We start from the raw sequence: 24,416 nt of genomic DNA on the forward strand, positions 1-24,416 counted from the left end.
AGCTTCCTACATCAACGATTCGTACACGTTCAAAGTCTGAGTGGCGATAGTACTCCAACTAAAGTTGTCTATCGCTCGTGCGCGCCCGAGTGTACCCATCTTCTCAGTCAGGCCACTTTGGCTTACTACGTCATTCACAGCCCCGGCGAGGCGCTCTTCAAATTCCGCAGGGTGGGACGCGTCGTAGTGGACGAGCCGCCCGGTGTCGCCGTCGCTGACCACCTCGGGGATGCCGCCGACATCGGAGGCGACGACGGCGGTGCCGCACGCCATGGCCTCCAGGTTGACGATGCCCAGCGGCTCGTAGATGGACGGGCACACGAACACGTCGGCGGCGGTGTAGACCTGCTGCACGCGGTCTTTGTCTAGCATTTCCTGAATCCACCACACGCCATCGCGTTCGGCCTGCAGGGTGGCCACGAGCTTTTCCACTCGGCCCTTGATCTCCGGGGTGTCGGGGGCGCCGGCGCACAAGATGAGCTGGGTGTCCGGGTGGAAAGAGCGCGCGGCCTTGAGCAAGTGCTCGACGCCCTTTTGCTGGGTGATGCGCCCGACGAAGGCGACAATGGGGCGGGAGCGGTCGACGCCGAGCGAGTCGAGGTAGGTGCCGTGGCGCGGCTGCCACACTTGCGTGTCGATGCCGTTGAGCACCACGTGGATTTTGTCTTCATCGATGTCCGGGTAGGCATCGACAATCGCGTTCTTCATGCCGCGCGAAACAGCGATAATCGCGTCAGCGTTTACCATCGCGTTCTTCTCCGACCACGACGACACGTCGTAGCCGCCGCCGAGCTGCTCGCGCTTCCACGGGCGGTGCGGCTCGAGCGAGTGGGCAGTGACCACGTGGGGCACGCCGTAGAGTGTGCCCGCCAAGTGGCCGGCCAGGCCCGCGTACCACGTGTGTGAGTGAGCGACGTCGATCTCGCTCGCCGCGTCCGCCATGCGCAGGCCCGTCGACAGCGTGCGCAGAGCGGGATTAGCCCCGGCTAGTTCCGGGTCCGCGGCGTGGGCGGTGACCCCGGCCTCGGTGCGGGGCTCTCCCCAGCAGTGAACGTCGACATCGACAAGCTGGCGCAGATGCCGGGTGAGCTCCGCGACGTGGACGCCGGCGCCGCCGTAGACCTCAGGTGGATACTCCCGCGTAAAGATTCCCGCTCTCATAACGTCACACTGTACCTGCAGGGCACAGGCCCCCGGAGGGAGAAAAATAGGCGAGTACAAGTGGTGCCAAGGCCGAATTTTTAGCCTAAGTTAAACACTGTGAAGAGCCAGCCGAATGTCCTTGCCATTGTCCTCGCCGGCGGGGAAGGAAAGCGCCTGTTCCCCCTGACCGAAGACCGCGCCAAGCCAGCCGTGCCCTTTGGTGGTTCCTACCGCCTCATCGACTTCGTTTTGTCCAACCTGGTCAACGCCGGTTTCTACAAGATCGCGGTGCTGACTCAGTACAAATCCCACTCGCTCGACCGCCACATCTCCCAGGCCTGGAACCTGTCGGGCCCCATCCCGCAGTACATCGCGTCCGTGCCCGCCCAGCAGCGCCGCGGCAAGCGCTGGTACAACGGCTCCGCTGACGCCATTTTGCAGTCGCTCAACCTCATCTATGACGAGCGCCCCGACTACGTCATCGTCTTCGGCGCCGACCACGTCTACCGGATGGACCCGCGCCAGATGGTCGACGAGCACATCGAATCCGGCAAGGCCTGCTCGGTGGCCGGCATCCGCGTCCCCCGCGCCGAAGCGCACGCGTTCGGCTGCATCCAGGCGGATGCGGATGGCACCATCACCGAGTTCGTGGAAAAGCCCGCCGATCCGCCCGCCACGCCAGATGATCCGGACTCCGCATACGCGTCGATGGGCAACTACGTCTTCACCACCGACGCGCTGGTGGAGGCGCTCCAGCGCGACGAGAACTTCGACGGATCCAAACACGACATGGGCGGCGACATCATCCCGTCATTCGTGGAGCGCGGCGAGGCGCACGTCTACGATTTCATGTCCAACGTGGTGCCCGGGGCCACCGACCGCGACCGCGGGTACTGGCGCGATGTGGGAACCATCGACTCGTTCTACGACGCGCACATGGATCTCATCTCCGTGCACCCGATTTTCAACCTGTACAACCGCAGCTGGCCGATTCACTCCACCGACAATGAGAACCTGCCGCCGGCCAAGCTGGTGCACGATGGCATCGCGCAGGCCTCCATGGTCGCCGCCGGTTCCATCGTCGCCGGCGGCACGGTGCGCAACTCGGTGTTGGCCACCGACGTGCACGTTGCCGCCGGCGCGACGGTGGAAAGCTCCGTGCTGTTTCCGGGCGTGCGCGTGGAAAGCGGGGCGGTGGTCCGCCACGCCATCCTGGATAAGAACGTCACCGTCAGCGCCGGCGAAATCGTCGGCGTGGACCCCGAGCGCGACAAGGCGCGCTTTCAGGTCTCTGCCGCCGGCGTGGTGGTCGTAGGTAAGAACCAGGTGGTCTAGCGCCAGGTGGTCTAACGCTTGGTCACCAAGGTCACGCCCGCGCCGAGGGGGAGGCGGGTGACGGTGGCCTGGGCGGCTGCGCCGGAGTCCGCCTGCGCCAGATCGCGCACGACAGCGTCAGCCTCACGGGCGCTGGCGGTGTCGCGGTCGGTGCGGGTGTCGTCGGCCACGGTGCCATCGAGAAGCGAGCCGGCGAGCACCAGCGTGCCGTGCGGGGCGAGCAGCGGCCACGCGGCCTCCACGGTGGCCTTCAGATCCGGGGCCGCGACGTCGGCGTAGATGACCTGGTAGGCGTCATTGGCCAGGCGGGACATCACGTCGAGCGGGCGGGAGGGCAAAAAGCGCACGCGGGAGGTGGAATAGCCGGCCGACCGGAACAGCTCGCGGGCGTGGTTCTGGTGCTCGGCCTCCGGGTCGATGCAGGTAAGCGAACCGGACTGCCCGAGGCCCTCCAGAAGATACAGCCCCGCGACGGAGACCGCCGGGGTGGCGGCGACCACTTGCGCCTTCTCCGTCTGGCCGCGGTGGCCGGTGGAGGCGGCGGCAAGGGTGCTGAGCAGCTGGCCGGTGGGGAAGTCGGGCACCGTCAGCGAGTATTCCTCCGCATGCGCGTAGGCGTCGCGCAGGGCCGGGGAACACTCGGTGGTGTGCTGGATGTAGTTGCTCAGTGCATCGAAGGCGGTAGTACTCACGCCTGCCTAGTCTAGGGGACGGGTGTGCTGGTCACGGCAGCCTATGCCCCGGCTGCCCGGAATCTGTGACGGCTGGGGCGAAAGTGGTGTATGCGCCGCCAAAAAGGAGTGGTGCTATCAGCGTTTTCCTAAGCTTCACAACTAGGAGATCCGGCACGGTGTGTTGCACAATACAGCTATGGACAACGTGACTCAGTCAAGCCACTCCGGCCTTACTGGGACCGCCGCGTTCGACGCGGGGGAAGGAGCACTGCCGTCGTGGAGCGAGCTCGTTGCCGAGCACGCCGACGGGGTGTACCGCTTGGCCTACCGGTTGGCCGGCAACCAGCACGACGCGGAGGATCTGACGCAGGAGACCTTCATGCGCGTGTTCCGGTCGCTCGACCGCTACGAGCCCGGCACGTTCAAGGGCTGGCTGCACCGGATCACCACGAACCTGTTTTTGGACATGGTGCGCCACCGGCAAAAGATCCGGATGGAGCAACTGCCGGAGGACTACGACCGCGTCCCCGGGGATGCGGCCACCCCGGAGGAGGTCTACTCCGAGGCGAACCTGGACCCGGCACTTCAGCGCGCGCTGGACGAGCTGAGCCCGGACTTCCGCGTTGCCGTGGTGCTGTGTGACGTGGTGGGGATGAGCTACGAAGAAATCGCGGCGACGCTCGGCGTGAAGATGGGCACGGTTCGCTCGCGTATCCACCGCGCCCGCGCGCAGCTGCGGGACTCGCTGGAGCAAGCGGCGCGTTCTAATGCCGAAACGCGGACGCTGCTGCGGATGCGTTAGCGCGCTGCGGTCTACACTTTCCCTCGCTCGACACACGTCGCTGTTGTAGGCAGGTGATCGAAATGTTCAGCCAGAAACCGCGCCAGGACGCGCCCGTATCGGATCCGATCGGCCACCTCGGCCCGGAAGCACTCGCCGCATACGTGGACGGGGAGATGGACCGCAAGTCCATGCGCCGCGCCGACTACCACTTCGCCCGCTGCGCCGAATGCCGCACGGAGGTGCTCGCCCAGAAGGGGGCATCTGAGTGGCTCAAGCGCTCCACGGACACCAGCCAAGTGCATGCGTCCGCGGAGCTTCTGGCCAAGCTCACCCACCTCGACGAGGCGGCCGCGCAGGACGCGCACCCCACCCAGCCGAAACCGCGGCGCTCCAAGTTATCTGCTCTGGGCGCCCTCGCGCGTGCCTTCACGAGCCACCCACGGCCGATCTCCGAGCCCCGCCGGCCCAAGGGCTAAAGTAGACCCCGTGTTTTCCAGTATCGGCTGGCCGGAGATCTTCACCATCGTGGTGATCGGCGTCATCGTTATCGGCCCAGAACGGCTGCCCGGCGTCATCCAGGACGTGCGGGCGGCCATTTACGCTGCGCGGAAAGCGATCAACAACGCCAAGGCAGAGCTCAACGGTGAATTCGATTCCTTCGGCGCCGAATTCGAGCCGCTGCGTGAGCCGCTGTCCAAAGCCGCCGAGTGGGGCCGCCTGGGGCCGCGGGGAGCGCTGACCAAGGCGCTTTTCGATGGCGACGGATCCGAGTGGGACGCCTTCAACCCGAAGAAGTCGGCACAGAAGTCCTCGGACAGCGAGGCTGCGCACGCCGCCTCACCCTCCGCGTCCCCAGAGGCCACGACCGCGGGTGCCGATGCCCCGAGCGCGACGAACGCCGCCGCCTCGCCGGTCTCCGCGCACGCGACCCGCGGCTTCGACTACTCGCAGATCTATAGCGAGCAACAGGCACAGGCCGAACCGGCTGCCCGGCCCTACCAGGGGATGCAGCCGCCGCGCCCCGGCTCCCGCGCGCAGAAGCGCCAGCAGACTGAGCAGGAGCGCGGGGCGCAGGGGAGCGCCGCCGGTGACGGGACGGGCGGCGGCTTTTCCTGGGCGGACATCACTTAGCGCGGTGGCGGCGATCGCCTGCCGCCCCGCTCAGTAGACGATCTACTTCACTCCCAGGCCCAGCGGCTTGCCGGCGAGCGAGTCCTTGCGCTTCGACAGCTTGTCGGCCACCTCGCCGAGTGCCGTGGAAGACGGCGAGTCGGGTGCGGCGGTGACGATCGGCTCGCCATCGTCACCCGCCGAGCGCAGCGGCGGGTCGAGCGGGATCTGGCCCAGAAGTGGCACGTCGTGGCCGAGGATGGTGCTCAGGCGGTCGGCGACGATCTGGCCGCCGCCGCTGCCGAAGACGTCCATGGTGGAGCCGTCTGGCATGACCATGGCGGACATGTTCTCAATAACACCGGCGACGCGCTGGCGCGTTTGCTGCGACATGGAGCCGGCGCGCTCGGCCACCTCCGCGGCCGCCGCCTGCGGGGTGGTGACGATGAGCAGCTCCGCGTTCGGGATGAGCTGCGCGACCGACAGGGCTACGTCGCCGGTGCCCGGCGGAAGGTCCAGCAGCAGGATGTCCAAGTCGCCCCAGAAGACGTCGACCAAGAACTGCTGTAGCGCGCGGTGCAGCATCGGGCCGCGCCAGACCACCGGGGCGTTGCCCTCCACGAACTGGCCGATGGAGATGTGCTTAATGCCGTGGGCGACCGGCGGCAGGAGCATCTCCTCGTCCAGCACGGTCGGCCCGGCGGTGGAGCCGAGCAGGCCGGGGACGGAGTGGCCGTAAATATCGGCATCGATAATGCCCACCTTGAGGCCGCGCTCGCGCAGGGCCGCCGCCAGGTTCACCGTGACGGACGACTTGCCCACGCCGCCCTTGCCGGAGGCCACCGCGAACACGCGGGTGGTGGAGTCCGGCTGGGCAAACGGGATGACCGGCTCGGACCGGCTGCCGCGCAGCTGCTTTTTCAGCTCCAGGCGCTGCTCGTCGCTCATCACGTCCATGGTGATGGTGACGCGGCCAACGCCGTCGATGTCCTCGACGGCGGCCTGGGCGTTGTGCTGAATGGTGGACTTCATGGGGCAGCCCGCGATGGTCAGGTACAGCTCAATGTCGACGTCGGAGCCGTTGACCTGCACGGATTTGACCATGCCGAGCTCGGTGAGCGGCTTGCCAATCTCCGGGTCTTCCACCCGGGAAAGGGCGTCCCGGACTGCGGATTCTGTAATTTCGTTAGACATACTGCGCGTCATTTTAGTCTCCTTTAAATCAAAGTAAATCCGCACCTGTAGCATCAGATCCGAATGTCTGCTCCAGACACACACCCGTCTGCCCACAAGGAGAAAGGACGCCGCATGCGCCAAGGCCCGGCTACGCTGCCTGCCCGCCGACTCGCCGCCACGCTTCTGGGAGGGGCCATGACGGTGGCCGCCCTTGCCGGGTGCGCCGCGGCGCAGCCGCAGGCCGCCGAGCCGGCGATTGCGAACGCGCCGGTGCAGATCCTCGTGCCCACCTCGGACACCGAGGATCGGGTGGTGGCGGAGATTTTCCGGCAGTCACTGCGCAATGCCGGCCGCAGCGCGGAACTCGTGGACGCGGCCGCGCTTGGCGATGTCCCTGCTGACCGCCCCGGCGACGCCCTGCGCACGGGCGAGGCGAATCTGTGGCTCGCGTGTACCGGCGAGGCGCTCGAGGATTACAACCCAGAAGAGGCCGAAGAGCTCGAGCCGAAGTACAAGGCGGCGCAGGAAGGCGAAAGCGATTCCGACGAGGACTACCTGGCCACCACGCACGTGGCGCTCATCGGCTCGCTGCCGCCGGAGCTCATCACCACCGATCCCTCCAGCGCGGAGGGATGCCCCAACGACGCGGACGTGGAGTTGCCGGAGAACTACACCCCGATCTTTAACAAGCAGCTTTTCGACCGCGACGAGCGCAACGTGGTCTCCTCGGTGGCGAAGTTCCTCACTGCCGACGACATCGCGGACATCACCGAAGACGCCGACGACCGCGGCGCCAGCAAGGGTGATGCGAAGGCCGCCGCCAAGGCGGTGCGCGAGGCGGTCAGCGAATGGGTCGCCACCGAGATGCCCGCGGCGGAGATCAACGAGGGCGGCGACTCGGACGACTCCTCCGACGCGGAGTTGTAGCTGCACCGAAAAAGGCCCCCGCCTCCCTGTGGGAAGGGAAGCGGGGGCCGAGACGCTGTATCGGATGGGTGCGAAAGCACCCATCAGCCAGCGTGAGCGCTAGTCGTCGAAGTCAAAGGCCTCTTCGATGAGCGCCTTCTGCTCCATCTGGTGCACCTTGGCAATGCCGGTCGCAGTCGAGGACTGCGCACGGCGGGAGACGCGCTCCATCTTCGGCATGTCCGGCACCAGCTCCGGCAGGTGCTCGTGCAGGAACGGCCACGGGCCCTGGTTGGCCGGCTCGTCCTGGACGAAGCGGACCTCTTCGGCGTTCGGGAACATCTTGAACGCCTCGTCGAGGCGGTTGAACGGAATCGGGTGCAGCATCTCGATGCGGACGATGGCGACATCGTCACGCTCCTGCTTCTGACGCTCCTTTTCCAGATCCCAGTAGATCTTGCCGGAGCACAGGATGATGTGCTTGACCTTGTCCGTGTCGCCGACCTTCTTGTTGTTCCGGTCGACCAGGTTCGGGTCGTTGATAACCGAACGGAAGGCCTTGACGTCCGTGAAGTCCTCCACCGCGGAGACCGCTGCCTTGTTACGCAGCATGGACTTCGGGGTGAAGACGACCAGCGGGCGCTTCATCTTGCCCAGCGCCTGACGGCGCAGCAGGTGGAAGTGGTTGGCCGGCTCCGACGGCTGCGCGACCGTCATGGAACCTTCCGCGCACAGCTGCAGGTAGCGCTCGATGCGGGCGGAGGAGTGGTCCGGGCCCTGGCCCTCGTAGCCGTGCGGCAGGAGCAGCACCAGGCTGGACAGCTGGCCCCACTTGGCCTCGCCGGAGGACAGGTACTCATCGATGATGGTCTGCGATCCGTTGGCGAAGTCGCCGAACTGCGCCTCCCAGGCCACCAGGGCGTCCTGGTTGCCCACGGAGTAGCCGTACTCGAAGCCCATGCCGGCGTACTCGGTCAGCGCCGAGTTGTAGATGAGGAAGCGGCCGCCGTTGCCCTTGGATTGCGCGAGCTCGTGCAGCGGGTTGTACTCCTGGCCGGTGGCCGGGTCGAAGAGCACGGCGTGGCGCTGGGTGAAGGTACCGCGGCGGGAATCCTCACCGGCGACGCGGACCAGCTTGCCCTGGTCAGCCAGGGAGCCGAAGGCGAGCAGCTCGCCGAAGGCCCAGTCGATCTTGCCCTCAGTGGACATCTTCTCGCGGGAGGTGGCCACCTTCTTCACGCGCTTGTGCAGCTCGAAGCCGTCCGGCACGTTGGTAAATGCCTTGCCAATCTCGGCGACCTCATCGGCCGTAATCGAGGTGTCCAGGCCGTGGGCGAGCTCCTGCGAGTCGGTGATGCCGGTCTGCTTCTTCGGGCCGTCATCGTCGGCGTTTTTGACCTCGGAGAAGACCGACTCCATCTGATCGTTGAAGTCGCGTGCTGCCTTCTCGGCGTCCTCTTCACTCAGGTCGCCGCGGCCGACCAGTTCGTTGGTGTAGCTCTCGCGCACGCTCTGGTGCTTGCCGATGCGGTCGTAGAGGACCGGCTGGGTCATGGACGGATCGTCGGCCTCGTTGTGGCCGCGCTTGCGGTAGCAGATGAGGTCGATGAAGGCGTCCTTGCCAAAGGCACGGCGGTACTCCGCAGCCATCTGGCCGACCCACACGACGGCCTCCGGGTCGTCGCCGTTGACGTGGAAGACCGGGCAGTCGAAGCCCTTGGCGATGTCGGTGGAGTAGAAGGTCGAACGGCCCGAATCCGGGGTGGTGGTGAAGCCGACCTGGTTGTTGACCACGATGTGGATGGTGCCGCCGACGGCGAAGCCGCGCAGGCGGGACAGGTTGATGGTCTCCTGGACCACGCCGAGGCCGGTGAAGGAGGCGTCGCCGTGGAGGAGGACCGGCATGACCGGGTAGGCGTCATCGCCGTCGCCACCGTTGTCGATCTCGTCCTGCAGCGCGCGGGTAATACCGACCGCGACCGGGTTGACGGTCTCCAGGTGCGACGGGTTGGCGGCGAGCTTCACCTTGATCTCGTTGTCGCCGAACATCTGGATGTGCTTGCCGTCCGCACCCAGGTGGTATTTCACGTCGCCGGAGCCGCCGAGCTGGCCGCCGTTCATGTCGCCCTCGAACTCCTTGAAGATCTGGGCGAGCGGCTTGCCCACGATGTTGAACAGGACGTTCAGGCGGCCACGGTGCGGCATGCCGATGACGACCTCGTCGAGGCCCTGGTCCGCACCGGTGTCGATGATGGAGTCCATCAGCGGGATAAGGGTCTCGGCGCCCTCGAGGGAGAAGCGCTTCTGGCCGACGTACTTGGTCTGCAGGAAGTTCTCGAACGCCTCGGCGGCGTTGACCTTCTGCAGGATGTACTTCTGCTCCGCGGTGGTCGGCTTCGGCATGCCGGCCTCAAGGCGGTCACGCAGCCAGGCGCGCTCGTCGCGGTCGAGGATGTGGGTGTACTCGGCACCGATCTTCAGCGTGTAGGCCGCGCGCAGGCGGGTGAGCACCTCGCGCAGGGTCATGCGCTCCTTGCCGCCGAAACCGCCGACGTTGAACGTGCGGTCCAAATCCCAGATGGTCAGCCCGTGGGTCTCCATGTCCAGATCGCGGTGATCCGGGGTGGGCAGGCCCGGCTGGTGCCAGCGCAGCGGGTTGGTGTCCGCGAGCAGGTGGCCGCGGGAGCGGTACGCCTCGATGAGTTCGATGACGCGGGTGTTTTTGTCGATGCCGGTGTTCGGCATGTCCTGCGCCCAGCGCAGCGGGGCGTACGGGACCTGCATGGATTCGAAGATCTGGTCCCAGAACTTGTCATCGACAAGCAGCTGGCTAATGGTGCGCAGGAACTCGCCCGACTCCGCGCCCTGGATGACGCGGTGGTCGTAGGTGGAGGTCAGGGTGACCAGGCGGCCCACGCCGAGCTCTGCCAGGCGGTCGTTGGACGCGCCGGCGAACTCCGCCGGGAAGTCCATCGAACCGACACCGATAATCGAGCCGGAGCCCTTGGTCAGGCGGGCGATGGAGTGGCGGGTGCCGATGCCGCCCGGGTTGGTGAGGTTAATGGTGACGCCGGAGAAGTCATCCATCGTCAGCTTGCCGTTGCGCGAGCGCTTGACGATGTCCTCGTAGGCCTCCACGAACTCGGCGAAGGACTTGCCCTCGCACTCCTTAATCGCGGCGACGACCAGCGCGCGCTCGCCGTCCTTCTGCGGCAGGTCGATGGCGAGGCCGAGGTTAATGTGCTCCGGCTGGACGACGGTGGGCTTGCCGTCTTCTTCCTCGTAGCGCACGTTCATGGCCGGGTGAATCTGGGTAGCCTTGACCAGTGCGTAACCGATGATGTGGGTAAAGGAGATCTTGCCGCCGCGGGTGCGCTTCAGGTGATCGTTGATCATCTGGCGGTTTTCCCACATGAGCTTGACCGGCATATCGCGCACGGTGGTGGCCGTCGGAATCTCGAGGGACTCTTCCATGTTCTTAGCGATGGCCTTGAACATGCCCTTGAGCTTCTTCGAGCCGGCCTCCGGCTGCTCGCCGATGCGGTCGAGCGGGGAGTCGGAGCCCTGCTTGGCGTCCGCCGGGCGGTTCGCCTTCTCAGACTTCTTGCGGGTCTCCGCGACGTTCTCGGTGACCTTGGTCTCGCGGCTTTCCTGCTTCTCCTTCATCGACGCGCCCTCGGTGCCGTCGGATTCCGCGTCGGAAGCGTTCGCCGCCTTCTTCGTCTCCGTCTTGGACGCAGACGTCTGTGCCGACTTATCGTCAGCGGAGTTCGGGGCGCCGTTTTTCTCGAAGTACTCGCGCCACTCCTTATCCACGGAGTCGGGATCCTTGGAGTACTGCTGGAACTGTTCGTCTATTAGCCACGCATTCGGGCCGTAGATGCTCGAGTTGCTCACGGCAGGTGCTCGCCTCTTTCCTTAACTTTCAGCTGTCTAAAGTGCTGCTTAAAAGCGGGTTTTAAGCTTGAAGAGCGCAAACGCTACAAGCGTCCGTCCCTATGATACGGCGGTGACCGCTACTGACAATGCGGTGGGGTACTAGCGCTCGTCGGCGTGCACGGTGGTCAGCTCGCGCAACTCGCTGTGCGCCAGCTCGATGACCTTCTTCGCCAGCTTGCGGTTGGCCATCGAGCCGAGCACGGCGCCGATGCCCAGCGGCATGAGTTTGGACACCCAACCCCACTTCAGGCGCTTGGTGGCCTGCTTCGTAAACATCGTGGACAGGCGCTTGTTCAGGCCGGTCAGCTGCGGACCGGAAAAGCGCGACAGGGTCGCCGCGCTGGTCAGCCCCTTGCCGGTGCCGAAATCGCCCACGAGCGTGTCCACCAGCGCGGTGCCCTTGGAGCCGGTGAGCACGAGCAGCACCAGCGCGCGGCGCTCCTCCTTGTCGTCGATGTCCACCCCGCGCAGGTAGGCCGAGGCCAGGATGTACCACGCGGCGGCCTCCAAGAAGACGAGGGACTCGGCGCCGATGGCGGCCACACCAGTAATAAGGCCAATGCCGGGGATGGAGGAGGCCACGCCCGCGCCCGCGCCGGAGCCGGTGGTCAGCTTGAGAAAGTGGCCATCGATAAGCTTCTGCAGCTCCTCCGGCGAGCGGTCTTTGTTCTTCTCCCGCAGCTGGTCGACGTACTTCCGGATGACGCCGGACTGCACGGACACGCCGCGGTCGAGGCTGCCGAGCAGGATCTTGGTAAAGCGGTCGGTGTTGTCCGGATCAATGTCGTAGACGTCGAGAACCTGCGCGCCGCTGTCCGCCAGGGACTGATCGTCCGCGGGCTGCGGGGCGTTTTTCTCGCGCTTTTTCGAGCCGACACCAAACATCTAAAAAGGTTCCTTTCGGTTGACGCGTTCGTGACCACAAAGTGTACGGCGGATGAAAGGTTCCGTGCTTAAGCTGGTGGCCATGCAGACGTCGCAGGCGCATCCGCATTCGCAACAGCATCCGCTTCGCGTACGCACGACCTCGGGCTGGGTGGAAGGCACCCTGTGCAGCGAGGGGGTGGGGGATAACCCTGCGTTGGTACGAGCCTGGCGCGGCGTGCCGTTCGCGGCGGAGACCTCCGGCGCCCGCCGCTACCGCGCGCCCGAGCCGGCGCCGCGCTGGGACGGGGTGCGCGACTGCACCGAGTACGGGCCCGCCGCACCGCAGCCGACGTACTCCTGGACCGAAAAGGTCTTAGGCTCCGAGGACTGCCTCCACCTCGACATCGTGCGGCCGAACAACGACGAACAACTGCCCGTCGTGGTCTACTTCCACGGCGGCTCGTTTATCTTGGGGTCGTCCCACATGCTCATGCTGCGCGGGCTGGAACTTGCCGCGAACATGAACTGCGTCTACGTCTCGGTGAATTTCCGGCTGGGCGCGCTGGGGTATTTAGACGTCAGCTCACTGGCGGGCGATGCCGAGGCCAACCCGGCGATGCGGGATCACATCGCCGCGCTGGAGTGGGTGCGCGAGAACATCGCCCAGTTCGGCGGCGATCCGGAAAGCGTCACCGCCATGGGCGAGTCCGCGGGTGGAGCGGCGGTGCTTGCGCTCATGGCCGCGCCTGCCGCGCGCGGGTTGTTCCACCGCGCCATCGCGCAGTCGCCGCCCATCGGCATCGTCCACTCCCGGGAGCAGTCCGCCGCCTGGGTGCGCGAGTTCCTCCACCGCCTGGCCCTACCGCGCCGCACCGCCGTGGACGAGCTGCGCAAGGAATCCGCCGCCGACTTGGTGCGCGCCGGCCAATCGATGCTGTGGCGCAGCGGCGCGCTCCTCAATCTGAACTCCTGCTACGCGCCGACCATCGACGGTGAGCTGCTGCCCGAACACCCCATCGCCGCCTTTGAGCGCGGCGCGCAGGCGCCCGTCCCGCTCATCATCGGCACCAACGCGGACGAGGCGAGCTTTAGCAAGTTCATGTACCAGCGCCGCGTGGCCCGTACCCGCGCCGGGGTGCGCATGCTCACCACCGTCGATGAGGACAGCGCCCGCGAGCTCGTCCACACCTACGGCCCCGGGGTGTCGCGAAAGAACTTCGCGGAGCTGATTGCCGATGCCCTGTTTTGGGCACCCGCCGTCCGCGTCGCCGATGCCCATGCCGCGCGCCACCCGACGTGGATGTACCGCTTCGACTTCGCGCCGAAGACCATGCAGCTCTTGGGACTCGGCGCGGTGCATTCCGCGGAGCTCGCCACCGTCTTTGGCACCCCACATGCGGCCCGCGCCGGACGTATCACCAGTTTCGGGGCGGAAGAAGACATGCGCGATCTCACCGCCCGCATGCAGTCCATGTGGGCGCAGTTCATCCACGGCGGCACCCCGGGCGCGCCAACCACGTGGCCGGCCTACACGCTGCCGGAGCGCCACACGCAGATTTTCGATGCCACAGACCGCGTCGTTTCAGACCCGAAAAAGACCAAGCGCGAGGCCTGGGCGGAATACACAATGCTGGAGTGGGCCACCGGCAAGCCGCAGCTGCTCAAACAGCTGGGGATGCTCACCGAATAGCCCACGGCCACGCGCACCGGCGTGGCAGTCAGTATTCCGACACGCAACTGACTTGGGAATTGCGCACCGGTGCACGCGCGGTGGCTGTAGGCTAGGCCGCGACCGCGACTTCTTCTGCAAGGACGGATTGCCTGTTATGAGCTTTTTCGAGGACATTGCTGCTGCTTTGGACGCGGAGGGAATCGAGTCTCGCGTCAACGATGACGTGCTGTTTGTGCCGATCACCTCGGAGCTGGAAATCCAGTTCGTGGAGATCGATCCGCTGCTGCCGGCCGCGAATGTCTACATCGCCGCCGCGGACGTCGACGAGGACGACGACGACTTCGAGGCGGTGCTGGTCTCGGTCGCGTTCTCGGTCGAAGCAGCCGTCGACGCCGTGTCGCGGCACATCGCCACCGACCAGGTGGTCACCGTCCTGCGCGACCTATTAGAGGGCACCGACGAGCGCATCGCGGAGCTGGAATTCTCCCAGGACGAGTTCAACCCGCACCTCGTGGTCGCCGACGTGGCCGAGGACTCCGAGCTGCGTGTGCTCGTTGAGGTGGTCGATGGCACCCCGACCGCCGTGGTGCGGTTCCTGTCCTTCGACGCTGATTCCCTCGGCGACGACGATTGGGATTGGGACGAAGAGGACGAGCTGGCCGGCGAGGGCGACGATGACTACGACGTCGTCGAGGCGCTGGGCTACGCCCCGCTTGGGCCGGCCGACCACCGCGAGGACGACGCGATCTCCAGCGCCTGGCATCACCACGACGAGGACAACGAGCAGGATCGCCTCGATGCCTTCTCGGAGATGCTGCCCGGCCCGGTCCCGGTTCCCGTCCCCGGCCCGCCGCTCATCGAGCTGCCGGCCGAGACCCTCGAGCTGGGCACCTACACCGACTTCGACCGGCTTTTCGATGTCTTGGGTCTCGTCGCCGAGCAGGCCGACGACTGGGAGGCGCAGCTTATCGCCTTCAACGCCGACGACTACGACGAACCGGACGTCTACGACATCTTTGGCGAAGACGACGCGGAGTTCGACGAAGACCCCGACGCCCTCGACAGTGACGACGAGGACGTCGACGACGAGGACGTTACAGAAGACGACGGCGCTTAAGCCGCGTTGCTCAGCCCGGTGAACATGCTGATGGGGGAGTGCACCGGGCGGAAGTTGCGGTCCACGAGCCAGACGTAGCTGGCGGCGCGCTCGGTGGAGAACTCGTGGACCGCGTCGGCGTCCTCGCCGCCGATAAAGCTGCGGATCCAACCCTCGGTGGCGTCCGCGTTGAGGATCCCGCCGGACGGGTCCGCCAGGCGTGCGGTGATGAGGTAGGCCGGCTCTCGTGTTTCGCCGAATCCGCGCACGCGCGCCTTGGCCCGCGGGCCGACGCGGTGCCGGGTGACCGTCAGGCGCAGGGGGCTGCACCCGCTGACTGCGGGCAGTGTGATTCCCGGTGGCCGCCACGTGGGCAGTGGGCGCGCCAAGGATCGCGGGTGGTGGAAGATGGCGTGCACGCGGTCGATGACATCGCCGTGGCGCCGGGTGATGTCCGCGGCGATGTCGGTTGCGTCAGGCTGCGCGAATCGTGCACGGGCGTGGTGCGCGCGTGTCGGCTGGTGGAAGGAACGGTTGTCGCGGAGGTTCATGTTCGTTGTCTGCATGGCTCGCACCCTAAGGCGCACCCAGGACACATAAACCGGATATTCGAACATGCGTTCGTAAGCTATGGTCGGAGTGGCTATGCCCAGTGATTCCTTACATCCTCGCCCCGACTCCGCGCATCCCGCTCCCGATGCAGACACCGCCCGCCAAACAGCCGGCGGCCGGGCAGCCAGCGGCCCAACCTCCGGCAGCGATGGCCAGGCGGTGACGTACCGTGCGACCATTCCGCGGGAGATCTGGGTGCTGGTATCCGCCGCGGTCATCGTGGCGCTGGGCTACGGGCTCATCGCTCCGCTGCTGCCGCAGTTCGTGGTGAGCTTCGACGTCTCCAGCGGCGCCGCCGGGGCAGTGGTGGCGGTCTTTTCCGCCTCCCGGTTGCTCTTCGCCCCGGTGGCGGGACATCTGGTCAATACCTTTGGGTACCGGCGCATCTACCTCATTGGTTTGTTCACCGTCGGCGTGACCACGGGGCTGGTGTCGCTGGCGCAGAACTTCTGGCAGGTCTTCGGGCTGCGCGCGGCGGCGGGCATCGGGTCGACCATGTTCACCGTGTCCGCGATGGGGCTTATCGTCCGCCTTGCCCCGCCGAGCATTCGTGGCCGGGCCTCGGCGACGTATTCCACGGCGTTCCTTTTGGGCAACGTCGTCGGCCCGCTCGTGGGCGCGATGCTGGCATTCCTCGGGTTCCGCTGGCCGTTCTTCATTTACGGTGTGGGCGTCATCATCGCGGCCGTGACCGTGTGGCTGATGATGCCGAAGCACGTGGACAGGCGCGATGCCGGCACGCAGCTGCCGCCCATGCGTGTCCAGCAGGCGTGGCGGGATACGGCGTACCGCGCGGTGCTCACATCGAACTTCGCCCACGGCTGGATCAATATGGGCGTGCGGGTGTCCATCCTGCCGCTGTTCGCCGCGACGATCTTCACCCACAGCGGTGCCGTGGCCGGCCTGGCGTTGGCAGCCTTCGCCGCTGGCAATGCGATTGTTCTGCAGTTTTCGGGCACGCTTGCCGATGCCCACGGCCGCCGCCCCTTCATCATGCTCGGCCTGACCCTGACGACGGTGTTTACGGCCGCAATGGGCTTCGTCGACTCGGCTCCGGCGCTGCTCGTCGTGTCGTTCCTCGCCGGCGGCAGCTCCGGGCTTATCAATCCGGCCCAGCAGGCCACGCTTGGCGATGTCATTGGCAACCAGCGCTCCGGCGGCCAAGTCCTCTCGTCGTTCCAGATGGCGATGGATCTGGGCCAGATCATCGGCCCCATCGCCATCGGCGCGCTTGCCGATCTCTACAGCTTCCGCGTCGCCTTCCTACTGTGCGCCACCATCGCGCCCATCGGCGTGGTGGCCTGGGCATTCGCGCGGGAGCCGCTGAAGCGAACCCGCGTCGAAGAGACCGCTAAGTAGCTCGTGGTTTTCTACGCCACCGTTCGGCCGATGCGATAGAGCTTCGTCGGTATCTTTCGTTGGAGCTGCCAGTTGATCGCAACTGGCTTGCTGCCGCGGTGTGACACGTAATCCGCTTTCCCTAATAGCGTGTACGGCTCGGCGAGATCGAGCTCGTTCGTCTTTTCTCCGCGCGTGGCAAGAAGAATTGAATCGCCTTTATTTTTGTGGTTGATGTAGCGCTGAACCGTCTTGTGGTGCTCAGCTTGGTTCGATTGCGTCTCCCAATGGAAAAGGGATTCCGAGATGGGGTAGTCGTGGTAGTTGGTCGATTTGCTCACTGAAGTGTCTTTAACCAACGTCACCAGCAATAGGTCGGTGGAGAGGTGTTCGAAGTGCTTGACTCCCTCTCTGGGGAGACCGTTGATCTGACTAAGCGGTTGATTGTCCAGGACCGCGATCAGCTCGCCTAGTGAGTACGAAGCATGCGTGTAGAGGACACCCTGTCCGATCGCTTCATCGAGAAGGGCCGGCACAATTCTCGACGAATCCTCGACCAGATTAAGGACCTGCGTTAGCTCAGAAACGAATTGTGGGTATGACCGAAGAATATCCACAGCTTCGGCTTCGGATGCAGGAGATTGCTTAATGCTGGGTCCCCACACATTGAAGATCAACATGCGTGCGTATAGGCGGTCCGCGTGCGTCAGTTTTCGCGTATCGAGAGAAGAATCGTTGAGGATTCTGCGGTAGGCTTCTGCTCGCGCATGGTCGTTGACGTGAAGAAAAGCTGGGATGCGGGAGAGGAGCATCTTCTCCACAGACGAGTGATCACTGGGCTGCGGAAGGAGACCTGCATCCCGCAGATACCGCGTCCACGAGGAACCGTTGCTCTTGTAGACATCGACTATGTCGAATCCGCTCTCATCGAGGAATGCCCTCAGGTCGGTGGTCCCCACTTCCTTGGTGAGTGCCGAAATGCGTCGTTTGTTTCCCGAAGTTACTTTGCGAATGTTGCGCAGCACCCGGTCAGCTGCGACCCGATCGAACTTGATGCTCGTGCCGGGTGGGGCAGTGGGAAAGCCACTCTCAATTTCTTTCATGAGATGCTTTCCGCGTTTGCCTGACAGCGCGGTGTACCGGGCCTCGAAGTCAAAATTCTGATGTTGTACGCCGATGAAGTCGAAGACCGTGCACGCATCTTTTCCCTCCTGCAGGCGTAGGCCTCGGCCGAGTTGCTGGAGGAAGATCACTGGGCTCTGCGTCGGCCGCAGTAGCAAAAGGGTGTTCACTTCGGGTATGTCTACTCCCTCGTTGAAGAGGTCGACTGCGAAGATGAAATGAATGTCGCCGTTCGCGAGCTGATCCAAGGCGGCTTGGCGTTGTTTGGATGGCGTCGATCCATCCACCGCGGTCGCAGTCACCCCAAAGCGCGAGAACTCCTGAGCCATGTAGTGCGCGTGCTCCACCGACACGCAGAATCCAATCCCTTTAACGGTGCTTAAATCGTAGAGCCTATTGACCATTTGGCTGAGGATGAACTTGATGCGCTTTTCGCCAGCTTTGATGTAGAAGTCGGAAAGTTCTTGCTGGTCGTAGTCTTTAGTGCCGCGCCGCCACGTCAGAGAGGACAGATCCGTTCCGTCGTCGACGCCGTAGTAGTGAATGGGACAAAGAAGCTGCAACGCCAGTGCATCCCACAGTCTGAGCTCGTAAGCGGCGCGATAGTCGAAGTAAGAAAGCACGTTCTTACCGTCACCGCGCTCTGGCGTTGCCGTCAGCCCGAGAAGCTCCTGTGGGGTGAAGTGTTCCAAGACCCTCTGGTAGGTGGTTGCTTCGGCATGGTGGAACTCGTCGATGATAATGATGTCGAAGTGGTCCGGAGACAACTTGTTTAGCGTGTCCCTTTTGAGGGACTGAACTGAAGCGAATACGTGAGACCATTCCCGGGGCTTATGGTCGCCATTGAGGATCTCGCCGAAGTCAGTCGTACCTAAGATCTCCCGGAACGTACGCAGTGACTGTTGCAGGATTTCCACCCGGTGCGCAACGAAGAGTAAACGCGGTCGCTTTCCCCGGGCCTTCGAAAGGTCTCGGTAGTCGAAGGCTGCGACGACGGTTTTGCCGGTGCCCGTTGCGGCAACCAGCAGATTCCGATGACGGTCGTGCTCGAGGCGTTCGGACGTGAGTGCCTCGAGCATTTCCTTCTGGTAGGTGTACGGTTCTGCACGCAGGCCGGAAAGTTCCAGCGGCTGGAGCGTCTTAGACGAGTTCCACGAGGCGGCATCAAGGGCATCGAGAAGCGTGCGTTCATCTCGGCTCGGATCGAACTGTTTGAACTGGTCGCTGTGCCAATAGGTGTCGAATGTACTGAGAAATTTGTCCAATACCCCGGGCGTAGTGGTCGAGGTAGTGCGGACATTCCACTCCATGCCATCGACAAGCGCGGACTGAGACAGGTTCGAGCTTCCGATAAAGGCAGTATCAAACCCGGAATTGCGACGGAACATCCACGCCTTCGCGTGAAGCCGAGTCTGGTTGCTCTCGTAACAAACGCGGACTTCGGCGCCGAAATCCTCCACCAGTCGCCGTAAAGCTGTGGCTTCAGTGGCTCCGCAGTATGTGAAGGTGATGACTCGAAAAGGAACCCCTCGGTCCTGCAATTCGCGGAGATTGTCGGCGATGACCGCTAAACCAGACTGCTTGATGAAGGCACAGAGTAAGTCGACTTCGTCAGCTGTCCGTAGCTCGCGGGCGATTTCGTTATTGAGACTCACCTCTCCCGGGGCATTGGTAAACAATGCCTCTTGCGTAAGCGGTACCTCCGGCAGTTGCGGCGGGGTGGCATTGTCGGTTTCTTGCACCGAATACAGGAGTTGTTCTGCTCTTATGCTTTCGCCCGCCTCCAGAGTATTAAGCACAGTGTTGAGGAGGGCAACGCGATCGTCCGTATCGGACGTTTCCGCAAGACGGCGTTCAAGTTGCCGCGCGATGTAGTGCGTAATGGCGGAGGAATAGCGCGCCCTGTTCCCGGTTGACTCGCCTGATGCTACGCCGAATCCTGCAGCCGGAAACTGCTTCCGGGTCTCCTCGATTCGCTTCGCCACGCTTGCGGTCACGGGGGTTTCGTAAGAACCGAAGGGGAGTACGGAGTCAGTCGACATAGGTAGGGGAGGTGCTTTCTAGACGGGGTGGTGAAGGCTATCGGCAGAGAATTTCGACGGTGGGTATGTCAGCGGGAGCCCAGTTCAATTCGCGGGCTTCTTCCGCCGTCACCCAGCGGATTTCGTCGTGGTCAGTAAGCTGCGGCGTGCCATTGACGATGGTGCAGGAATAGGTAGCGAGCTCAATGGTCGCGTGGTTGTACTCGTACGTGGCCGTGGTGATGTGCGGGCCGATGTCAGCGTCGACTGCGAGTTCCTCATTGAGCTCTCGGCGCAGTGCCTGCTCTGGGGCCTCGCCAGGTTCTATTTTCCCGCCGGGAAATTCCCAGTAACCAGCGAGAGGTTTGCCCTCTCGTTTCCTAGCAGCCAAAAAGCGGGAACCGTCTACGAATACGGCTCCCACAACCGAGATTGATTTCGCCATACGCCACATTGTGCCTTTGAGACGCATCACGTGCCGGCGATCTGAAGATCGGATTGAGTTACCTCTCACCGCACGGGAAATAATGACGTAGGTTACACTTGCTCCACGCTCGCGCGAACGGTGCGCGAGATTCCTCAGTTTTATGGGCCGGCTGCGGAGCCCGTTTGTGCGCAACAGCGCTGAGGGTGGTACCCCGACCTCGGCTGGTGAGCTCTTAATAAAGGCAGGTGATGTGCGTGACCTACGCTGACTCGGTGGCCTACTCGGTCATGAACCATGACGACGACACTCCCAAGGTCAAGGGGGTGTGGCGGCTCTTTGTCTATAGCGCCATTGGCGCGTTCGTGTTCTTCTTCCCCATCTCGTACAAGGGGAATAGCTCCATTCCGCTGGACCACATTGTCACGATGCTCAAAGAAGCCATCCCCAGTGTGATCCCGTGGATCATCCTGGCGCTGGCGGCCTACGGGACAGTGCGCTCGATGAAGAACAAGAACTGGCGCGAAGGACCGCTGCAAGCGGTCTTCACGGTGCTCAACGTCGTGGGCCTGGTGGTCTCCGTGATGGCCGTGACCGGCAAGCTGCCGTGGGTGCTGGGCGATGACGACCTCGTGCCGTTCCTGTGGGAGAAAATCGCCACGCCGGTCGGGCTCATCGTGCCCATCGGCGGCGCGTTCTTGGCCCTGCTCATCGGCTACGGACTTCTAGAGTTCGTCGGCGTGTTCATGCAGCCGGTTATGCGGCCCATTTGGAAAACACCGGGGCGCTCCGCGGTGGATGCCGTGGCATCGTTCGTAGGCAGCTATTCGCTGGGCATCCTGATCACCGACCGTGTTTACCAGAGCGGCGGTTATACCGGCCGCGAGGCGGCCATCATCGCCACGGGCTTTTCCACCGTCTCCGCGGCGTTCATGGTCATCGTGGCCAAGACCTTGGGGCTGATGGACGTGTGGGGAATCTTCTTCGGCGTCACCCTCGTTATCACCTTCCTGGTCACCGCCATCACCGTGCGCATCCCGCCGCTGGCAACAATCGAGGACGACTACTTCCCAGGCGCGACCGCGGACCCGGAGCGCAAGGTCACCGGCAACCGCTTCAAAGAAGCCAAACGGGAGGCGCTCATGGCCCTGGACCGCGCGCCGTCGCTGGCTCGGGCGATCTGGGACAACTTTCTCGACGGGCTGCGCATGGCCGGTGCCATCGTCCCGTCCATCATGTCCGTCGGCCTCATCGGCCTGCTGCTCGAGCGGTTCACCCCGCTGTTTACCTGGCTGGGCTACCTGTTCTACCCGTTCGCCTGGCTGGTACGCCTGCCCGAGCCCGGCCTCGTGGGGGAGGCCTCCGCCATGGGGCTGGCCGAGATGTTCCTGCCCAGCACCGCGGTGGCAGACTCCGGCTCCATCGAGGTGAAGTTCGTCATCGGCGTCGTGTCCGTCTCCGCCATCATCTTCTTCTCCGCGCTGGTGCCGTGCATCATGGCCACGAAGATCCCGATCAAGCTCTCCCACATGGTCATTGTGTGGTTCGAGCGCGTCGTTCTTACCATCCTGCTGGCCGCGCCGGCGGCCTACCTCATCTTCTAAATCCCGGCGCTTAATAGGAAAGGCCCTCGTTCCAGCTCCGCGTTGTGGAGTCGTTGGAACGAGGGCCTTCGTGTGTGTCAGGCGCGGTGTTGAGCGCGCCCCGGGGGAACTACTTGGTGGCCTTGACGTGGGCGTCGACGACGTCGTGGATGAGGCGGGCGGCCGCTTTGGCGGTGCGGTTGTCCACGTCGAAGTCGGGGTTGAGCTCGACGACATCGACAAGCTTCAGCTTGCCCGTGGCGGCCACGGCGGTGGCCATGGCGCGATAGCGGTCGAAGCTCACGCCGAAGCCCGCGGGGGCGGACACACCCGGGGCGACGCTCGCGGCTAGGCCGTCCAGGTCGATGGTCAAGTGGACGGGCTTGTTCGAGTTCGCGACCGCCTTCGCGGTGAGATCGCCGGCTTCCTTCGGGGTGAGCTCCGCCAGGGTGGTGTCCAGGACGGTTTCCACGCCGAGCTTTTCCGCGGTATCGAACAGTACGCGGGTGTTGTTCGGCTCCGAGATGCCGAAGACGGAGTAGTCGAAGCCGTGGTGCAGCGCGTCGGAGTCGCTGTTTTCCGCAGCGAGGAACTCGGAAATCTGCAAAAACGGTGTGCCCGAGGTGGCGCGATCTTCTGCGCGCAGGTCGAAGTGCGCGTCGAGGTTCACGATCTTCAGCGGGCCACCGGTGGCGCGGAACGCGCCGCGGTGGGTGGCCCAGGCGGTCTCGTGGCCGCCGCCCAGAACGACGGCGAGGTTGCCGGCCGCAATGAGCTTTTCCACGCGGTCGGACAGCTCGCTTTGTGCACCTTCCAGGTCGTCGCCCTGGGTGGTCACGGTGCCGGCATCGTAACGCGGGGCATCGTCGTGGATGGCCAGGGAGCCGAGCGCGGTGCGCAGCGCTGCCGGGCCCGCGGCAGCGCCCTGACGGCCGCCGTTGCGGCGCACGCCCTCGTCGGAGGCGAAGCCGAGAACGGCGATGCTGTTTTCGGGGCTTTCCGCCGGCTGGACCACGCTGTGCCAGCGGGCGTGCTCCGGGCCGGGGCCGTCGTCGCGGCCTTCCCAGGCGCTGGCTTCTTCGTACAGAGGCTTATCGGTCACGGTGTTCATGGGCGCCCATCGTAGCGAGGTATCGGAAAGGGGAGGGACGAGTCGTCACGTGGTTACTCGGTCGCCGTGGCCTGGTTGGCGGCGGCTTCCTCGGCGGCGTGGTCCGCCTCGGAGCGGTGCACCTTCTGGCGGCCTGTGGCGTAGTAGCAGATGGTCATGATGGCCAGGAAGATCACGCCCACGATAAGGGCGACGTGGTACTCCGACTTCCACACCATGATGCCGAAGGTGCACAGGATGAACGCGATGGCGAAGTACTGGCCGAACGGCCAGAACGGCACCTTGTACTCCAGGTCGCGGACCTCCTGGCGCGATAGGTTGCGGCGGGAGGCGACGTGGGCGAGGAGGATCATCAGCCAGACGAACACGGTGGCGAAGGTGGCCAGGGAGGCGACGATCTCGAAGATGCGGTCCGGCAGCAGCGCGTTGAGCACCGCGCCGATGACCATGACGGACAGCAGGATGGCCACGGTCATCACCGGCACGCCGCGGGACGTGCGCGCCATGACCTTCGGCGCGAGGTTCTGGCGGGCCAGGCCGGTGAGCACGCGGCCGGCACCGAAGAGGTCGGCGTTGATGGCCGACAGCGCCGCGGTGATGACCACCAGGTTGAGCAGGCCAGCGGCCCAGTTCACGCCCAGGGTCGAGAAAATCTGCACGAACGGCGACTGGTCGCCGGTGATGCTGCGCCACGGGTTGATGAGCAGGATGACCAGGATGGACAGCACGTAGAAGATGAGGATGCGCATCGGCACGGTGTTGATGGCCTGCGGAACCGACTTGGACGGGTCTTCCGCCTCCGTTCCGGCGACGCCGATGATCTCCGTGCCGCCGAAGGCGAAGAGCACGAGGATGAACGAGGACACGAGCCCGCCGGGGCCGTTGGGGAAGAAGCCGCCATCATTGACCAGGTTCTGGAAACCGGTGGTCTCCGCGTGCGAGAGGCCGAAGACGAGCACGGCCGCGCCGCCCAAGATCATGGCGATGACCGCGCCCACCTTGATGACGGTGAAGGCAAATTCCAGCTCGCCGAACGCGCGGGCGGAGGCGAAGTTCGCCGCGCCCACGATGAGCAGGGTGGCCACGATCCAAACCCAGGATGCGACGTCCGGGAACCACATCTTCATGTACACGCCGATGGCTGTGAGGTCCGCCAGACAGACGATCACCATCTCGAAGGCGAACATCCAGCCGGTGATGTAGCCCGACCAGCCGCCGAGGTGCGTGCGCGCGTATTCCGCGAACGAACCCAAGGTGGGGTTGTGGACCGCCATCTCACCTAGGCCGCGGAGCATGAAGTACACGACCGCGCCGGCGATGAGGTAGACGAGCAGGACGGACGGGCCCGCCTCCTGGATGGCGCCGGCCGAACCGTAAAACAGGCCGGTGCCGATGGCCGAGCCCAGCGCGATGAACAAAAGGTGGCGGTGCTGCAGGCCCGACATCGCTTTGCGGGCGCCGGCGCGGGTTCTCTCGCCAACTTCGTGGGCCAGCCGGGGGCTG

The 24,416-nt window shown here is 64.6% G+C and carries 19 protein-coding genes; 9 read left to right on the plus strand and 10 right to left on the minus strand.

The features are described from left to right. Positions 1–6: 6 nt before the first annotated feature. Positions 7–1,161: a glycogen synthase gene (gene glgA / locus CMASS_RS04115; protein ID WP_022862531.1), complete on the minus strand. Its 1,155-nt coding sequence runs from the start codon at positions 1,159–1,161 to the stop codon at positions 7–9. 99 nt (positions 1,162–1,260) lie between these two features. Here glgA and glgC point away from each other — a divergent pair, with 99 nt between their 5' ends. Further along, positions 1,261–2,478: a glucose-1-phosphate adenylyltransferase gene (gene glgC, locus CMASS_RS04120; RefSeq protein WP_022862530.1), complete on the plus strand. Its 1,218-nt coding sequence runs from the start codon at positions 1,261–1,263 to the stop codon at positions 2,476–2,478. 11 nt (positions 2,479–2,489) lie between these two features. On the opposite strand, the gene CMASS_RS04125 is transcribed toward glgC, so the two are convergent. Then, positions 2,490–3,170 (minus strand): O-methyltransferase, encoded by a 681-nt coding sequence (locus CMASS_RS04125; protein WP_022862529.1) that lies wholly within the window; start codon positions 3,168–3,170, stop codon positions 2,490–2,492. Between the two features lie 178 nt (positions 3,171–3,348). On the opposite strand from CMASS_RS04125, the gene sigE reads away from it, so the two are divergent. From sigE to CMASS_RS04140, 3 genes are all read left to right on the plus strand, one after another. Further along, positions 3,349–3,954 carry an RNA polymerase sigma factor SigE gene (gene sigE, locus CMASS_RS04130; protein ID WP_022862528.1) on the plus strand — a complete coding sequence of 202 codons (606 nt, stop codon included), beginning with the start codon at positions 3,349–3,351 and terminating at the stop codon, positions 3,952–3,954. Positions 3,955–4,016: 62 nt separating this feature from the next. After that, on the plus strand, positions 4,017–4,412 hold the full coding sequence (locus tag CMASS_RS04135; RefSeq protein WP_022862527.1) for an anti-sigma factor family protein: 396 nt from the start codon (positions 4,017–4,019) through the stop codon (positions 4,410–4,412). 10 nt (positions 4,413–4,422) lie between these two features. Further along, positions 4,423–5,067: a twin-arginine translocase TatA/TatE family subunit gene (locus CMASS_RS04140; RefSeq protein ID WP_022862526.1), complete on the plus strand. Its 645-nt coding sequence runs from the start codon at positions 4,423–4,425 to the stop codon at positions 5,065–5,067. Between the two features lie 42 nt (positions 5,068–5,109). On the opposite strand, the gene CMASS_RS04145 is transcribed toward CMASS_RS04140, so the two are convergent. Further along, entirely contained in the window at positions 5,110–6,240 is a 1,131-nt protein-coding gene (locus tag CMASS_RS04145) for an Mrp/NBP35 family ATP-binding protein (RefSeq protein ID WP_022862525.1), read from the minus strand. Between the two features lie 63 nt (positions 6,241–6,303). Between CMASS_RS04145 and CMASS_RS04150 the strand changes: the two genes are divergently transcribed. Further along, positions 6,304–7,149 carry a hypothetical protein gene (locus CMASS_RS04150; protein WP_156831764.1) on the plus strand — a complete coding sequence of 282 codons (846 nt, stop codon included), beginning with the start codon at positions 6,304–6,306 and terminating at the stop codon, positions 7,147–7,149. A gap of 99 nt (positions 7,150–7,248) precedes the next feature. Here CMASS_RS04150 and CMASS_RS04155 read toward each other — a convergent pair whose 3' ends face one another. Together CMASS_RS04155 and CMASS_RS04160 are read right to left on the minus strand one after the other, a co-directional pair. Next, on the minus strand, positions 7,249–11,025 hold the full coding sequence (locus CMASS_RS04155; RefSeq protein ID WP_022862523.1) for a multifunctional oxoglutarate decarboxylase/oxoglutarate dehydrogenase thiamine pyrophosphate-binding subunit/dihydrolipoyllysine-residue succinyltransferase subunit: 3,777 nt from the start codon (positions 11,023–11,025) through the stop codon (positions 7,249–7,251). A gap of 141 nt (positions 11,026–11,166) precedes the next feature. Next, positions 11,167–11,952: a hypothetical protein gene (locus CMASS_RS04160; RefSeq protein WP_022862522.1), complete on the minus strand. Its 786-nt coding sequence runs from the start codon at positions 11,950–11,952 to the stop codon at positions 11,167–11,169. 82 nt (positions 11,953–12,034) lie between these two features. On the opposite strand from CMASS_RS04160, the gene CMASS_RS04165 reads away from it, so the two are divergent. Then, complete coding sequence (locus CMASS_RS04165) at positions 12,035–13,624, plus strand: carboxylesterase/lipase family protein (protein WP_033399480.1); 1,590 nt, start codon at positions 12,035–12,037, stop codon at positions 13,622–13,624. A gap of 136 nt (positions 13,625–13,760) precedes the next feature. Further along, positions 13,761–14,723 carry a hypothetical protein gene (locus CMASS_RS04170; protein WP_022862519.1) on the plus strand — a complete coding sequence of 321 codons (963 nt, stop codon included), beginning with the start codon at positions 13,761–13,763 and terminating at the stop codon, positions 14,721–14,723. On the opposite strand, the gene CMASS_RS04175 is transcribed toward CMASS_RS04170, so the two are convergent. Beyond that, positions 14,720–15,268: a hypothetical protein gene (locus tag CMASS_RS04175; RefSeq protein WP_022862518.1), complete on the minus strand. Its 549-nt coding sequence runs from the start codon at positions 15,266–15,268 to the stop codon at positions 14,720–14,722. The two genes, CMASS_RS04170 and CMASS_RS04175, sit on opposite strands and share 4 nt — an antisense overlap. A 79-nt stretch (positions 15,269–15,347) precedes the next feature. Here CMASS_RS04175 and CMASS_RS04180 point away from each other — a divergent pair, with 79 nt between their 5' ends. After that, positions 15,348–16,673: an MFS transporter gene (locus CMASS_RS04180; protein WP_084684362.1), complete on the plus strand. Its 1,326-nt coding sequence runs from the start codon at positions 15,348–15,350 to the stop codon at positions 16,671–16,673. Between the two features lie 11 nt (positions 16,674–16,684). Here the strand turns inward: CMASS_RS04180 and CMASS_RS04185 are convergent, their stop codons facing one another. Both CMASS_RS04185 and CMASS_RS04190 read right to left on the minus strand, forming a co-directional pair. Beyond that, positions 16,685–19,816: a DUF3427 domain-containing protein gene (locus tag CMASS_RS04185; RefSeq protein ID WP_022862516.1), complete on the minus strand. Its 3,132-nt coding sequence runs from the start codon at positions 19,814–19,816 to the stop codon at positions 16,685–16,687. Between the two features lie 37 nt (positions 19,817–19,853). Continuing rightward, complete coding sequence (locus CMASS_RS04190; protein ID WP_022862515.1) at positions 19,854–20,240, minus strand: (deoxy)nucleoside triphosphate pyrophosphohydrolase; 387 nt, start codon at positions 20,238–20,240, stop codon at positions 19,854–19,856. 236 nt (positions 20,241–20,476) lie between these two features. Here CMASS_RS04190 and CMASS_RS04195 point away from each other — a divergent pair, with 236 nt between their 5' ends. Further along, positions 20,477–21,823: a YjiH family protein gene (locus CMASS_RS04195; protein ID WP_027018553.1), complete on the plus strand. Its 1,347-nt coding sequence runs from the start codon at positions 20,477–20,479 to the stop codon at positions 21,821–21,823. A gap of 109 nt (positions 21,824–21,932) precedes the next feature. Here the strand turns inward: CMASS_RS04195 and hutG are convergent, their stop codons facing one another. Beyond that, entirely contained in the window at positions 21,933–22,913 is a 981-nt protein-coding gene (gene hutG / locus CMASS_RS04200; RefSeq protein ID WP_022862513.1) for a formimidoylglutamase, read from the minus strand. Between the two features lie 53 nt (positions 22,914–22,966). Then, on the minus strand, positions 22,967–24,358 hold the full coding sequence (locus CMASS_RS04205) for an amino acid permease (protein ID WP_240482758.1): 1,392 nt from the start codon (positions 24,356–24,358) through the stop codon (positions 22,967–22,969). Between the last annotated feature and the right edge of the window lie 58 nt (positions 24,359–24,416).

It is taken from the genome of Corynebacterium massiliense DSM 45435 (genome assembly GCF_028609805.1).
GTDB classification, from domain to species: Bacteria; Actinomycetota; Actinomycetes; order Mycobacteriales; family Mycobacteriaceae; genus Corynebacterium; species Corynebacterium massiliense.

Coding starts and splice junctions, on each gene's coding strand:
- glgA (WP_022862531.1), bottom strand. CDS start 1,161: ATGAGAGCGGGAATCTTTACGCGGGAGTATCCACCTGAGGTCTACGGC.
- sigE (WP_022862528.1), top strand. CDS start 3,349: ATGGACAACGTGACTCAGTCAAGCCACTCCGGCCTTACTGGGACCGCC.
- CMASS_RS04135 (WP_022862527.1), top strand. CDS start 4,017: ATGTTCAGCCAGAAACCGCGCCAGGACGCGCCCGTATCGGATCCGATC.
- CMASS_RS04145 (WP_022862525.1), bottom strand. CDS start 6,240: ATGTCTAACGAAATTACAGAATCCGCAGTCCGGGACGCCCTTTCCCGG.
- CMASS_RS04150 (WP_156831764.1), top strand. CDS start 6,304: ATGTCTGCTCCAGACACACACCCGTCTGCCCACAAGGAGAAAGGACGC.
- CMASS_RS04160 (WP_022862522.1), bottom strand. CDS start 11,952: ATGTTTGGTGTCGGCTCGAAAAAGCGCGAGAAAAACGCCCCGCAGCCC.
- CMASS_RS04165 (WP_033399480.1), top strand. CDS start 12,035: ATGCAGACGTCGCAGGCGCATCCGCATTCGCAACAGCATCCGCTTCGC.
- CMASS_RS04170 (WP_022862519.1), top strand. CDS start 13,761: ATGAGCTTTTTCGAGGACATTGCTGCTGCTTTGGACGCGGAGGGAATC.
- CMASS_RS04175 (WP_022862518.1), bottom strand. CDS start 15,268: ATGCAGACAACGAACATGAACCTCCGCGACAACCGTTCCTTCCACCAG.
- CMASS_RS04180 (WP_084684362.1), top strand. CDS start 15,348: ATGCCCAGTGATTCCTTACATCCTCGCCCCGACTCCGCGCATCCCGCT.
- CMASS_RS04185 (WP_022862516.1), bottom strand. CDS start 19,816: ATGTCGACTGACTCCGTACTCCCCTTCGGTTCTTACGAAACCCCCGTG.
- CMASS_RS04190 (WP_022862515.1), bottom strand. CDS start 20,240: ATGGCGAAATCAATCTCGGTTGTGGGAGCCGTATTCGTAGACGGTTCC.
- hutG (WP_022862513.1), bottom strand. CDS start 22,913: ATGAACACCGTGACCGATAAGCCTCTGTACGAAGAAGCCAGCGCCTGG.
- CMASS_RS04205 (WP_240482758.1), bottom strand. CDS start 24,358: ATGTCGGGCCTGCAGCACCGCCACCTTTTGTTCATCGCGCTGGGCTCG.